Below are 14,181 nucleotides of genomic sequence, written 5' to 3'. Positions count from 1 at the left end.
GACTATTTATCAATTGGAAACAGTTTTCCTTCAAATACCGTACCGTAAATTGGGATATCTTTAAGAGTCTTAATTTCTACTTTATACGGGTCTTGCTCTAAAATAGTAAAGTTAGCTATTTTTCCTGTTCTAATACTGCCTAGTGTCTCTTCTTGACCCCAAGAATAAGCTGCTTCAATTGTTATACCACGCAAAGCAGCATCTCTAGATAGTGCTAAGTCTGGACGAATAACATTACCTTCATTACTTATACGTGTTGCAGCACTCCAAGCTAATAACAGTGGATCAGAAGGAGCCATTGGTGCATCAGAGTGAAGCGATACCGGAATCTCTTGTTTTTCTATCGTTGCCAAGCGAACCATTGAGTGAGCACGCTCTTCGCCTAAACCAACCTCTCCGAACTTTTCGCTAAAACCAGTAACATAATAAGGGTTTACACTAATAATAGCCCCGAGTGATTTTAGCTTCTCGACTTGCTCATCTGTAGAGTTTGCAAAGTGGATAATGGTAAAACGATGATCTTCACGTGGGTATTCAGCCTGGCGCTTTTCTAAAATCTTAATTAGCTTCTCAACGCCAAGATCGCCATTTACATGCACCAAGATTTGATAATCATTTTCCCAGAAGATTTTAGTGATCGCTTCAACATCTTCAGGTGTTTGAATCCATTCCCCATGATGTCCATCGGTATAGCCATCTTTCATCTTCATCAACTGAGAGATAATCGCACCATCAAACAACAACTTAACTTGTTTATCAAAGAAACGAACTTTGCCATCTTCAGGTAATATTGTCGTTATGCGTTCAACCTCTTTCAATACACCTTCTTTACCCTTTGCAAAATATGGCGTTTTACTTTCTGGCGTAAAGAATGAATACATAGGTGTAGATTCACCACCTAGGATCTCAAGATATGTATCGATCATATAATCAGGGATAAATGCACCAGGCTCGTTGTAAGCGGTAACCCCTTTTTGATGCAGCATCGTCACCATTTGCTTTAAACCGGCAGAAAAGCGCTCTTTATTACCTAGTTCAGATGCAATTCGTGGCAATAAATAAATGAGTGCCCCACCTTCTAAGAAGTGACCTTCATCTAGATTCGCCTGATCAGCCACTTCTTTACCTAGCTTATCAATATCCGTTTGATTAAGACCAAATTTCTCGATAAATGCAGAATTAACATAAAACTCATGTGCTGAACGATGCCACACACCAATTGGACGTGTTTTAGAAATTTTATCTAACTCTTGACGAGATATTTCACCATGGAAGAAATTGTTAAATCCCCATGTCCATAGCACTTCATTCGGATCTTTTAACGCTTTTTCTTGTAATGTTAAAGCTGCAATATAATCATCATGGTTTGTTACTGCTGGCCATGTTTTTGAAGGCAGCTGCCATTCTTCTGGCGCAATAACTGGCATATTTAATGTTAACGCCGCTAAGAAAGGATGTAAGTGTTGTTCAATAAATCCGGGCATTAACACTTTATCGTCCAAATCTACTTTTTTAGAGTTTGGATACTGTTTCAATGCTTCTTGTTCAGATCCAACATAAACAATCTTGCCATACTTACTCGTCACAACTGCTTCTGCTCTTGGTTGCGACTTTTCCATAGTGATAACCGGACCACCATAGAAAATGGTGGTTTGAGATTCTTTATTTTCATTTGCATGAGCGCTAAATGATGTAGATGCGAGTAGCAGCATTAGTGAAGAAGAAAGTGTTGAATATTTCATAAATCCCTTTATTTAGTGTAATTATCTAGATCTAACTTAAACAATTTAACCGTAATTACTGTTCCTTTATTAAAAATAGATAGATTAGTCACAAAAAAAGTACTGTCCCATCATCACTTTATATATCAATACGTTATGGGAATAATTGAGTAATGTAATTTTTATAGTGAAATACAATCTTTTTCTGTAGAGTATAATTATCATCAAGACGCAATGGAGATGACATGATGAGCATGACTAGCGTAACAATCACAGTTCCAGCGCACTTAGTACCCGGTGGTTTACCCACCCCTAATGTTAAAGCATTTGGGTATAATGGCTTTGAGCGAAGTTTTGTTAATTCAGGCCAAGACGACATAACAACCTTTACTTTTTTTTCACCTGTCACCGGTTGTACTGAGAGCCAGTTTAATAAAGAGCTCGAAAAGTACTTTTGGCACTTTGCAAAAGGAACGCCTTTTAACATCACGAAAGAGTTTGATGATCAAACAACCAAACATCACAGTTGTAAATACCTAAATGAACAGCTCATTCAAGAAAGCATCGCTTAATCTTATCTGCTCTCTCAATACTTTCCGTTTACATTTAGCTGTCGTGATCATGAATTAGTAAAAATTACATGATTACGACACAAAAATGTCACGCTAGCTCCCTACCCTCAGTCAGCAATTTATCGTGATAACTAACTAGTAAGGAATGAGATTTGTCACTTAATCTTGAGCGCAACATTCGCCCTTGTTTGGCCATTTTTGATCTTGATGAAACACTTATCGCAGCAGATTCAGCTAGCCTTTGGACAACATTTCTCGTTAACAACCAACTTGCTTCATCATCGTTAGAGCAACAAGAAGCTGAAATGATGCAAGCTTACCAAAAAGGTAAGCTTGATATGGAGAGCTATATGGATAAAACATTGGCTCCTTTAGTAGGAAAAACAGAACAAGAAATATCGGCTCTCGTTACACGTTTTATTGAAGAATACATTTCACCTGCCGTTTATTCTGATGCCATTAAGCGAATTGAATGGCATAAAAAGCGCGGAGATGAAATCATAATTGTCTCTGCTTCATCTGAACATCTCGTAAAACCAATTGCGGAGAAACTCGGCGTCTCTCATTGCATCGCTATTAATTTAGAAACGATTAACGGTGTATATACAGGGAAAACATGTGGTGTTCTCAGCTATCGCGAAGGTAAAATTACACGTCTTGAATCATGGCTAGCAGAACAATCACAATATTATCGTCACTATTACGGCTATAGTGACTCCATCAACGACTTACCTTTACTTAAATTCGTTCAAAAGCCTTTTGCTGTTAACCCGGATCCTTCTCTTGCGCTTCACGCACAAATGAATGAATGGACAATTATGGACTGGCGACACGATAATAATATCTTACGCTAACAACAGACATACACATCATACCAACAGCATAGTTTTGATTTTATGCTGTTCTAAACTATAACTGTATTGATATTTCACATTGCAGCCCTCATTTACAGATAGTAACAATAATCGTCCCTATTTTTGTGGCGAAGAGTAGATGTGTTACAACTTTCGTAATACATTATCTGGGCATTTTATTTAGATTTAAGACTTGTACTAGTATGTTCAGCTACTGTTCAAGTTAATAATGTGAATAATGCAGTAACGAACTAACCTATAAAGCAAGGTTGATTCTTTTTATTTCAGAGTCAGCTATGCAACTAAGCTATCCCTGCACATAGGGTATTGAGAAGGTAAAAACCATGACTCCACAAGAAAAAGATCTTATTCAAAGTGTTGCTACTAAGCTCAAACAAAGCCCAGAAAGCAAAAAAGATGCAGATGCTGAAAAATTCATTGCCGATGAAATAGCATCTCAGCCTGATGCTATTTACAAACTTACTCAAGCTGTTCTAGTACAAGAAATGGCATTAAAGCAGCTAAAAGAAAAGAACGACTATTTAGAAAAGAATGCTGAGTACTATAAAGAAGAATCAAACCGTGGCTCGTTAAGTCGTATGTTTGGTGGCTCTCGTCCTGCTCCTCAGCCACCACAACCACCTGCTCGCCAACCAAGTGCATTTGGTGGGTTTATGCAAACAGCGGCAGGTGTTGCTGCAGGTATGGTTGCAGGTAGCGTAATTAGTAACATGCTATTTGATCACGATCAGCCAGCAGATACAGCAGCAGCCGATCCAGCGCCAGCAGCCGATGCAACTGATACAACCCAAGATGCGGCACCTGATACAGCATCTGCAGATCAGGCTGTACCAGAGGCGGATGTTGCAAACCCAGCGTTTGACGACCAAGGCGGTAGCAGCTTCTTAGACGACACAGCTAATAACTTTAGCTCTGATTACACTGGTGGATTTGGTAATTCAGGCTTTGATGATAACCAAGGTTTTGGCGATTCAGGTTTTGGCGGTGATGACAGCGGCTTTGGTGACGATGATACATTCGCTAACAATGGTTTTGGTGGTGGCGACAGTGGCTTTGGCGACGACAGTGGCTTTGGCGATTTCGACGACGACCTCTAATCGATTACAAAAACAAAAAAGAGCGCATCAGCGCTCTTTTTATATCTCTAAGATTTGCATTTATTCTACGCTAGAAATTTCGGTTGCTTCTGAATTATCCATTAAAGCACGATAAGCCGTAGCTTCAACTGCCGCAATAATAAATGGAATTGCAATAACAATAACTCCCCAGATAAACACATTAATAAATTTTAGGCTCATCGCAAAGTTAGGGTTAGCAAATAATAAGAAAATGGGTAGACCGATAAACAACATATAAAATGCTACAGGTAGCAGTCCGGCAATCACAAAGGCATATAACCTTTTATGCTTAGTCAGCTCTAGTGCATCTTTAAAAGACGCTTTTTTCCCCGCAGCAATAGCAGGTAAAACAAAAGATAGACGAGAAAAAATCACCCAACCTGCACAGCCTAATAGTAACAATATACAATACAGTACGCCGTTATTTACCCAATCATAATCTACTTTAAAAACAGCCCAGATAGCATATAACAATCCAAATAGTAGGAATAAATAAGCCGTATAGTGACGCTGCTGGACATCAAAACTGATACCTCTCCAATTAGAAAAGCGGGTATCGTCTGTACCATGGCTGTCTAGTATTTGCTGAGTTCGTAGACAGATAATGGAAGAAACTAGGAAAATTGCTATATTTAGGACAAATATAATCGCTTCCTCATATATCTCAATACCTGCCATTGATACTTTTAATGAACGTAATAAATACGTCACTATAAATGGAATGAGTAATGCCTTTACTAACCGTATTTTATTAGCAAAGACGGTTTGTACCGACTGGTGAAGTGTTTCTAAAATCATCTAATATCCTTTCAATCATCGTCATGGCGATAAACTAATACAGGTTAATTTAATGTCTCAACTTTTACCTTAAGTACACCTGACGCTGTATTTCCGATCGCACTAAAAGCTGAACGGGATAAATCTATTACTCGCCCTTTTGTGAATGGGCCGCGATCATTTACTGTCACAACAACACTTTTACTATTTGCTAAATTAGTTACTTTAACTTTGGTACCAAAAGGTAATGTTCTATGTGCTGCTGTTGGTTTATTTTGATCAAAGTGCTGCCCGCTTGCTGTCTTGCGCCCTTGATATTTATTTGCGTAATACGATGCTTTACCGTATTCACTATGGTGCTTATAGCTCAAAACAGGTTTTGTTGATGTCGTATTACCTGAGTTTGCACACCCTCCTACTGTTAATAAACAAACAAATAATAAAATACAGTGTCGAATAGCGATTTTCGGTACAAACATCATTAATCCTATTTATAAGCATCAGAGCAATTTTACGCTATCATATAACTATTTGATAATTCGTATGTAAAGGTTATGTAAAAGTTATAACCCATAGATATATAAGTAACAAATTTAATCACTTATTCTTTATGGGTAATTAACAATACTTCTTCCCCTCCAAGTAAGCATCATTTCTCAGTACTCACAACGAAAAGCTAGTGTTAAACTAATTGTCTATTGTATTTAGTCCTAAAAGGTCATGTGATGAACCCAATTATTGCCCTGTTGAAAGAGAACAATATCAGCGATTCCCAAATTAATGAGATTTTTCAGACATTGACGCAAAACCCTCTTGCAGCAATGACAACAATTAGTCAGTTAGGCTTACCACAAGATAAGCTGCAACAATTGATGGCGCAGGTAATGCAGAATCCAGCATTAATCAAAGAAGCAGTAGAAGAGCTTGGTTTAGACTTTTCAAAAGTTGAAGAAGCAAAAGCACAATTGAATAAATAACTGTGCGTTAACTTCTAGATCAAAAATGCCGTTAATAGTTTACCTACTAACGGCATTTTTATATTTAGACAAAAGCGTACTGCAATAACGATAGGCTCACTAGCCTGTATAAAGCCATAACTCGTTATTGTTCCAACGGGTTTTCCATGTACCAAGGATATGCTCAGGCACTTCTAAGCACTTTCCTGTCGCCAGATCATAATGTTGTTTCAATAATGGTGAGGCGACACATAACACACCATCTTGATCACCAACAATACCGCGACTCATGACATAAGCTTTTGCAATAGGATCCCAATTATCAACGGCATAGACTGCATTATTTTGTTTAGGTAAGTAATACAGCGCAATTTGTTGTTGATTAACTAAGGCAGCAATACCTGAGTCAGGAACTAAATCATCTTTATGGCAGATCTTAACCCAACGAAGATCTGATTTTATTGATTGAGGTATTTCCGTCACATCACTCATAATTCCTCCTTAATAGGGATACGCTGACCTCGAATACGTTGATATGGTAAGGAGATCTCTTCATCTTTGAGATTAATAAACTGACGAAAACGATGCAGTTTTTGCTCCGATGATAAAGTTGTTTTCCATTCACATTGATAACTATTAATCACATGTTCCATTTGCTTTTCTAATGAGGTGTTGATGGCAAGTTTATCTTCAATAACCACTTGTTTGAGATAATCGAGCCCACCTTCTAAATTTTCTAGCCACACTGATGTTCGTTGTAGACGATCAGCTGTTTTTACATAAAACATTAAAATTCTATCGATATAAGCAATCAAGGTGGGTTTATCTAAGTCAACAGCAAATAGATCACCATGACGTGGACGCATACCACCATTACCGCCAACATAAAGGTTCCAGCCCTGCTCTGTTGCAATAATACCAATGTCTTTACTTTGTGCTTCTGCACATTCTCGGGTACAACCTGAGACAGCAAATTTCAATTTATGCGGTGAGCGTAACCCTTTATAACGATTTTCTAATTCAATCGAGAGTGCCATTGAATCATCAACCCCATAGCGGCACCACGTTGACCCCACGCAAGATTTAACGGTTCGTAATGATTTACCATAGGCATGACCCGTTTCAAAACCCGCCTCAATTAATTCAGCCCAAATATCAGGTAATTGTGATAATTGTGCGCCAAACAAATCAACCCGTTGTCCACCGGTGATTTTGGTATATAAATCGTATTTTTTGGCTACTTCACCAAGGATGATTAATTTATCGGGGGTAATTTCCCCACCGGGGACACGAGGCACAACTGAATAGCTGCCGTCCTTTTGAATATTTGCGAGAAAAGCATCGTTAGAATCTTGCAATGGTTGATAAGGTGATTCAAGAATATGATCATTCCATAATGAAGCAAAAATTGATGCTGCTGTTGGCTTACAAATATCACAACCTAACCCTTTTCCATGAGTAGAGAGTAAGGTTTCAAAATCTTGAATTTTTTCCACTTGGCATAAATGGAAAAGCTCTTGGCGAGTATAAGAAAAATGCTGGCAAACATGGTTGTTTACTTCCATTCCCATGCTTGCTAATTGTTCATCAACAATCTGTTTAACCATGGAGCTACAGCCGCCACAACCTGTACCCGCTTTCGTCACTTGTTTAATTTCACCGAGTTCATGACACCCCTGCTGTACTTGGCTGATTAATGCGCCTCGAGTAACGTTATGACATGAGCAAACCACACTATTTTCATCAGTGGATGGCGCTAACATTGAGGTATCAAATAATAGTTGTGCAGGGTGCTCTGTTAATATTGTCTGATTTAAATAACATTGTAATAAGGCGTCATAATCGCTGCTATCACCCACTAAAATAGCGCCTAGGATTTTCGTGCTGTCAGCATTCACAACGAGCTTCTTATAACGTCCACCAGCACTGTCTTGCAATACAACTTCCTTGGCCCCTTCAGTGCGCATCTGTGCATCACCGATAGAAGCCACTTCAACGCCTAGTAGTTTCAATTTGGTGCTCATATCCGCACCAACAAACTTGGCCTCTGTATCGCTAACTAATTGCGAAGCAACAGTACGCGCCATGCTATAACCTGGTGCAACAAGACCAAAAATTCGGGCTTGCCATAACGCACATTCACCAATCGCGTAAATATTCGCATCACTGGTTAAGCAGGTATCGTCAATCACAATACCGCCACGTTCGCCGATCTCTAATTCACATTGGCGAGCAAGGTTGTCTTGCGGTCTTATCCCTGCTGAAAAAACAATCACATCGACATCTAATGGCGTATCATTTTCAAACCATAAACGATGAGTCGCGGTTTCCCCATCAGTGATTTTTTCTGTACGCATATCGGTGTGGATATGAACACCTAATTCAGTGATTTTCTTTGCCAGTAAATCACCGGCTAAATCATCTAACTGAACAGGCATTAGCCGAGGAGCAAACTCAACGACATGGGTTTCTAACCCTAATAAACGTAAGGCATTTGCCGCTTCAAGCCCAAGTAACCCACCGCCAATAACAGCGCCAGTTTTGGCTTGTGAACAGGCATTCTTTATCGCCGCAAGATCATCAATTGTGCGATAAACAAAGCAATTCTGACGATCGTTGCCTTTAATCGGCGGAACAAATGGTGTTGAGCCTGTCGCTAACACTAATTTGTCATAATCTAAGCAAATCAGCTCAGAGGTAACCACATCACGAATATTCACCGTTTGCTGCGCGCGATTGATCTCAACAACTTGTTGCCCTAACCGTAAATCTATACCTTGGTTTTGATACCACGACACATCACCCAACATGAGATCTTGTTGAGATTTATCAGCAAACATCGCTGATAATTGCACCCGATCGTAAGCCGCTACCGACTCTTCGCCAATAACCGTAATGCAATAGTGTGCTAAACCGCCTTTATCGACTAATTGATCGATAAAGTGATGCCCCACCATGCCGTTACCAATCACAATAAGATGTTGTTTATCCATTCCGTTGTTCATATTGCCTCCTTACGCGACTTCTTGCGTTCTTGGCTGAGTCATTGGCTTAACTTTGCAGTGCTTCTCATATAAAAATTGTAAAACTTGCTGACGTAGATATTGATACCGTTCGTTATTTGCGAGAGAAACACGATTTCTAGGACGAGGTAGATCAACTGCTAATACTTGACCGATTGTGGCTGCAGGACCATTTGACATCATCACAATACGATCAGATAACAGCACGGCTTCATCGACATCGTGGGTGATCATAATAATGGTATTATTAAGCTCAGCTTGAATTGCCATTAAGGCATCTTGCAGATGTGCTCTTGTCAGTGCATCTAAAGCTCCAAATGGCTCATCCATCAGTAAAACATTGGGCTGCATTGCTAAAGCACGAGCAATCCCTACCCGCTGTTTCATACCACCAGAAATTTCATCAGGCTTTTTGTCACTGGCATGGGTCATTTGCACCAACTCTAAATAGTGCATCACTTGCTGATTAAGCAAAGTCTTACTCACTTTCTGTTTTTGATGTATCGCGACCTGTTTAAGCGCTAACTCAACATTTTGATAAACCGTTAACCACGGTAATAAAGCGTGATGCTGAAAGACTACCGCCCTATCTGGCCCCGGCCCTGCAACTTCTTTATTACTGACAATAACCCCACCATCAGTTGGCATCTGAAGACCTGCGATTAAATCAAGCACGGTTGATTTACCACAACCAGAATGTCCAATTAAGGAAATAAACTCCCCTTTATTGACGGTTAGATTAACGTCTTTCAAAGCAACAAATTCGCCCGTTGCGACAGGGTAACGCATCCCTAATTGAGTTAACTCAAGTAATGGTTTTTGCATCTTACTTCTCCTTTTTTCGCCTTATCGCAACACTTGCTGCTTATCCCATGAAACACGCTTTTGGATCATGAGCATTAATCTATCGAGCATTAAGCCAATAAAACCAATCATCACCACCGCAACCATAATTCGGCTTAACGATGCTGCACTGCCATTTTGAAACTCGTCCCATACAAACTTGCCTAATCCCGGATTTTGCGCGAGCATTTCTGCGGCAATAAGTACCATCCATGCGATACCAATTGATAATCTTAAGCCGGTAAAAATCATAGGAATGGCAGAGGGCAAAACAATCGTTCTAATATGCTGCCAATAAGATAAACGCAATACTCGACTCACATTGACTAAATCTTTATCAACATTCGTTACGCCAACGGCCGTATTAATTAAGGTTGGCCATAAACTGCATAAGGTGACGGTAAGCATTGAATTAAGAAAGGATTTTGCGACTAACGGATCTTTCGTTACGTAACTTGCACTTACTACCATGGTCACTAACGGCAACCATGCCAATGGTGAAACAGGTTTTAATAATTGAATAATAGGGTTAAACGCCATGTATAACTTGTGATTGAGTCCCAGCACTAACCCCAATGGGATCGCAATAACGGATGCTAAAATAAAGCCACAAGCAACAGTCACTAAACTGGTGACTATTTGATCAAAGAATGTCGCTTTACCCGTGTAAGCACGCACTTTGATATTGGCATCAGGATCAGCGGCTAATTTTTTAGCATTACGTACTTCCTGACGCTCATAGAAAGCCTGTTCTTTTTCTCCCTCTTGCAGATGATCTTCAACCAGTAACACAAATTGTTCAGCGGTTTGAACAGGTCCCGGTAATGAACCAAGTGATGTTTTCACTTGTAGTGCCGAAAAGTGCCAAATCACAACAAAAAACAAGACGCCTAATACTGGTAGTAACCATTCGGATGAGCGTTTTAACATGACTTTTTGCTCGGGTAATTGTTTAAGAAAACTAATCGTTGCTGACATGATCTCTCCTTAGATCTGCTGATCGCCTTTTAAGCCAATCGAAAATTGCTCGAGATACGCATTCGGGCTACGACCGTCATAGGTAATATTGTCAATGAAATGACTATGTGGAGGGCGGAAACCCGTTTCATTATCGACGTCTGAAAAATCAGATTGCTTCATAAGGCCGTCTGAAATCAGGGCATTAACTGCTAATCGATAAATATCAGGACGATAAACTTGTTTGGCGATATCGATATACCAGCTATCAGGTTTTGCTTGTGGTATTTGTCCCCAGCGACGCATTTGGGTTAATGACCAAATAGCATCACTGTAATAAGGGTAAGTCGCGTTATAACGAAAGAACACGTTGAAATCGGGTGCAGGTCTAATATCACCAGCTTCATATTCAAAGCTCCCAGTCATGCTATTCGCTATCACTTTTTCATCAGCCCCTACATACTCACTACGAGCAAGTATCTTTGAAGCCTCGGCACGATTCTCATTGCCATTATGATCAAGCCACGCCGCCGCACGAATTAAGGCTTTAACTAATCGAATATGCGTATTAGGGTTTTCTTTCGCCCATGATTCCGTCACACCAAAGACTTTCTCTGGGTTATTCTTCCAAATATCATTATCTGCAATGATCGGTACTCCAATTTTTTTCGCTACCGCTTGTTGGTTCCAAGGTTCACCAACGCTATATCCTTGAATTGTTCCTGCTTCCATCGTGGCTGGCATTTGCGGTGGTGGCGTGACATTCAGTAAGATTTCAGCTTCACGTTGCCCACTGTTATCGCCTTTTTCTGGGGCATAAAACCCAGGATTGATCCCAGCGGCTGCTAACCAATAACGTAATTCGTAGTTATGGGTTGATACCGGGAAAACCATACCCATTTGAAATGGCTTTCCGGTATCTTTGTAATGTTCCAATACAGGCTTTAACGCTTCAGCTTTAATCGGATGGATAACTTTTCCATTCTCATCAACCGGTAATTGTGGCTTAATTTGTTGCCATACTTCATTGGAAACAGTGATCGCGTTACCATTTAGATCCATGCTAAATGCCGTAATAATGGGCGCTTTGGTACCAATACCGATTGTTGCACCGAGAGGTTGACCAGCCAGCATATGCGCGCCATCTAACTCACCATCAATCACGCGATCCAGTAGCACCTTCCAATTTGCTTGCGCTTCCAGTGAGACATACAAGCCTTCGTCTTCGAAATAGCCCTTCTCATAAGCAATAGCTAGCGGTGCCATATCCGTAAGTTTAATAAAGCCTAGTTTTAGTTCTTCTTTCTCAGGCTCGCCTAACACCAATGGCGATGCATTGACCGTTAGCGCTCCAAACAGCAAAGCAGATAAACTGACGCCGTACGATTTTTTGATGAGCTGCATGAGTCCTTTTATAGCCATAATATTTCCTACCCAACTTAAAAAATAAAAGCCACTGCTTCGGTTAAGAAACAGTGGCTTCGGTGCCATCCCAAGTACCTTCATGGTAGCTATGGATTTTTATCGCTCTCGTCGGTTATTCAAGTGCGACCAAAAATTTTGTGTAAGTGATGCGCTTGCACAACTTACACATTAATTAATCCATCATTTATGCCAATTTTTTTAAAATCGTAAAAAACATTAAAAACAGCTAGTTACGATATTTCGATTATTTGTTTTATTTATATTTGCCTTAATATGGTGCAGGTCGCACCAGATAAGTAACAGATAACAAAGTAAATAAAGCTAATATTGTTCGGTTTTCTGTAATGTTGAGATTAAGTTTCTCGCTATTTTCACCATCGGCAAACCATTATCCATCGCCGCTTTTCGTAGTGCGTCATGAGCTTGATTTTCATTAAGACCATGGTGCTTTTGGAGTAAGCCTTTCGCTTTATCGATCCATTTTTTATCCATGATTTTTTGCTCTAAATCTGCAATTTCCTGCGTCAGTTTTATTTGCTTATCACGCACTTGTTTTGCTCGCCCAATCCACGTTTCAAACTCGCAGTCAACCGTTGATGGCAGTAATAAATACCCTTCAGGATCTGGTAATGTATTGAAAGTATTAATATTAAATTTACGAATAAAAACAATAAGCGGCGTACTATTTAAAGAAGTGAGTTTAATGATCTCTTTTAATTCAGCACAAGGCTGTAGCCATGAAGTCACAATAGTAGCGTCAGGATATTGCGATAACATCCCAGCTAATTGATTAAACTTAACCTCGATAACAACGCGGAGATCAATGGCAACACGCTGCGCTATTTTGCTTTGTTCTTCTTGGCTGTCGCTGCAAATAATAATAGGGATAACTGGCATAATCTTTCCTTGATAACAACATCTTTCTATACAAGTGGTTATTTTCCTATTACGTACACTGCAATTAGACTGCCAACTCTAAAAACAAAACTATAAATAAACCTATTTATTAAAATCAGCCCCTTAAAGCAAACACACTTGCTCAGTTAATTGCCTTGCTGTGCGCTGTAATTGCTCACGTAGTGCTACCACATCACCGATGATGATCAAGGCGGGGGATTCGCCTTTAAGATCCTCTGCTAAAGCCGCGAGTCCTTTCAGTTGTTCAATATAGACAGCTTGATTAACAGAGCAGCCATGACAGATCACGGCAACAGGTGTCTCTTCATTTAATTTGGCCTCAATCAATTGGTTTTGTATCTGTTGTGCCTTCTCTAGCCCCATATAAAACACTAAGGTTTGCCCATTCGCGACAAGTTGCGACCACGCATTAAAAGCCCCTGTTGCTACATGTCCTGTGACTAAGGTAACGGAACGCGAAACTTCACGGTGAGTAAGAGGAATACCCGCAGAAGCCGCGCAACCAATCGCTGCAGTAATACCTGGAATGAACTCATAATTAATATTTGCATCCACCAAGGCTAAGGCTTCCTCTCCTCCTCGTCCGAAAATCAAAGGATCACCTCCTTTAATTCTCACCACGTACTGTCCTTTAAGTGCTTCTGATATCAAGATCTGATTAATTTCCTCTTGCGATAAACTCGGTTTACCACAACGCTTACCCACATAAATGTGGATAGCTTCAGGGTTGGCTAACGCAATAATATCTTGGCTGACTAAACGGTCATAAACGACAACATCGGCATGCTCAAGTGCGCGCAATGCTTTTATCGTTAATAAATCAGGGTCGCTCGGGCCAGCTCCCACTAAACTTACAAACCCGCTATCATGCTTACGACTTGCAGATGAAAGTGGCCTCAGTACCTTTTTGTACCCCTGATCGTCATGAGGCTGGAATCGGCTTTTTAATACTTGTTTAGCGGTACGTTTGATTGTTGAAAAATCATCCATGATTTC

General features: G+C 40.0%; 14 protein-coding genes. 4 read left to right on the top strand and 10 right to left on the bottom strand.

Annotated elements, in window-relative coordinates:
- Window positions 1-2: 2 nt before the first annotated feature.
- Entirely contained in the window at window positions 3-1,742 is a 1,740-nt protein-coding gene (locus C9J38_RS09405) for an amidohydrolase (RefSeq protein ID WP_107206847.1), read from the bottom strand.
- Between the two features lie 224 nt (window positions 1,743-1,966).
- Between C9J38_RS09405 and C9J38_RS09400 the strand changes: the two genes are divergently transcribed.
- The 3 genes from C9J38_RS09400 to C9J38_RS09390 all read left to right on the top strand — a co-directional run bounded on the left by C9J38_RS09400 (window position 1,967) and on the right by C9J38_RS09390 (window position 4,265).
- Window positions 1,967-2,293, top strand: a complete 327-nt coding sequence (locus tag C9J38_RS09400) for a hypothetical protein (protein WP_233218490.1) — start codon at window positions 1,967-1,969, stop codon at window positions 2,291-2,293.
- 152 nt (window positions 2,294-2,445) lie between these two features.
- On the top strand, window positions 2,446-3,147 hold the full coding sequence (locus tag C9J38_RS09395) for an HAD family phosphatase (protein WP_107206846.1): 702 nt from the start codon (window positions 2,446-2,448) through the stop codon (window positions 3,145-3,147).
- Between the two features lie 344 nt (window positions 3,148-3,491).
- Window positions 3,492-4,265 carry a DUF2076 family protein gene (locus C9J38_RS09390; RefSeq protein WP_107206845.1) on the top strand — a complete coding sequence of 258 codons (774 nt, stop codon included), beginning with the start codon at window positions 3,492-3,494 and terminating at the stop codon, window positions 4,263-4,265.
- A gap of 60 nt (window positions 4,266-4,325) precedes the next feature.
- Here C9J38_RS09390 and C9J38_RS09385 read toward each other — a convergent pair whose 3' ends face one another.
- Entirely contained in the window at window positions 4,326-5,084 is a 759-nt protein-coding gene (locus C9J38_RS09385) for a hypothetical protein (RefSeq protein WP_107206844.1), read from the bottom strand.
- A gap of 44 nt (window positions 5,085-5,128) precedes the next feature.
- Window positions 5,129-5,542: a septal ring lytic transglycosylase RlpA family protein gene (locus C9J38_RS09380; protein ID WP_107206843.1), complete on the bottom strand. Its 414-nt coding sequence runs from the start codon at window positions 5,540-5,542 to the stop codon at window positions 5,129-5,131.
- Window positions 5,543-5,788: 246 nt separating this feature from the next.
- On the opposite strand from C9J38_RS09380, the gene C9J38_RS09375 reads away from it, so the two are divergent.
- Complete coding sequence (locus C9J38_RS09375) at window positions 5,789-6,040, top strand: DUF2999 family protein (RefSeq protein ID WP_005364493.1); 252 nt, start codon at window positions 5,789-5,791, stop codon at window positions 6,038-6,040.
- A gap of 99 nt (window positions 6,041-6,139) precedes the next feature.
- Here the strand turns inward: C9J38_RS09375 and nirD are convergent, their stop codons facing one another.
- The 7 genes from nirD to cobA form a co-directional block, all read right to left on the bottom strand.
- Window positions 6,140-6,511, bottom strand: a complete 372-nt coding sequence (gene nirD / locus C9J38_RS09370; RefSeq protein ID WP_107206842.1) for a nitrite reductase small subunit NirD — start codon at window positions 6,509-6,511, stop codon at window positions 6,140-6,142.
- Window positions 6,508-9,024 carry a nitrite reductase large subunit NirB gene (gene nirB, locus C9J38_RS09365; RefSeq protein ID WP_107206841.1) on the bottom strand — a complete coding sequence of 839 codons (2,517 nt, stop codon included), beginning with the start codon at window positions 9,022-9,024 and terminating at the stop codon, window positions 6,508-6,510. The genes nirD and nirB overlap by 4 nt, the downstream gene beginning before the upstream one ends.
- Before the next feature lie 9 nt (window positions 9,025-9,033).
- Window positions 9,034-9,867: an ABC transporter ATP-binding protein gene (locus C9J38_RS09360; protein ID WP_005364475.1), complete on the bottom strand. Its 834-nt coding sequence runs from the start codon at window positions 9,865-9,867 to the stop codon at window positions 9,034-9,036.
- Between the two features lie 21 nt (window positions 9,868-9,888).
- The gene (locus C9J38_RS09355; RefSeq protein WP_107206973.1) at window positions 9,889-10,815 is read right to left on the bottom strand and encodes an ABC transporter permease; all 927 of its coding nucleotides are present in this window, start codon (window positions 10,813-10,815) and stop codon (window positions 9,889-9,891) included.
- Window positions 10,816-10,872: 57 nt separating this feature from the next.
- Entirely contained in the window at window positions 10,873-12,333 is a 1,461-nt protein-coding gene (locus tag C9J38_RS09350) for a CmpA/NrtA family ABC transporter substrate-binding protein (protein WP_107206840.1), read from the bottom strand.
- 255 nt (window positions 12,334-12,588) lie between these two features.
- The gene (locus tag C9J38_RS09345; protein WP_107206839.1) at window positions 12,589-13,164 is read right to left on the bottom strand and encodes an ANTAR domain-containing response regulator; all 576 of its coding nucleotides are present in this window, start codon (window positions 13,162-13,164) and stop codon (window positions 12,589-12,591) included.
- Between the two features lie 123 nt (window positions 13,165-13,287).
- Window positions 13,288-14,175, bottom strand: a complete 888-nt coding sequence (gene cobA, locus C9J38_RS09340; protein ID WP_107206838.1) for a uroporphyrinogen-III C-methyltransferase — start codon at window positions 14,173-14,175, stop codon at window positions 13,288-13,290.
- Between the last annotated feature and the right edge of the window lie 6 nt (window positions 14,176-14,181).

This window comes from Photobacterium sp. GB-210 (assembly GCF_003026075.1).
Taxonomy (GTDB): domain Bacteria; phylum Pseudomonadota; class Gammaproteobacteria; order Enterobacterales; family Vibrionaceae; genus Photobacterium.
The sequence above is the reverse complement of the archived record's forward strand: the minus strand, read 5'-3'. Positions and strand labels throughout refer to the sequence as shown.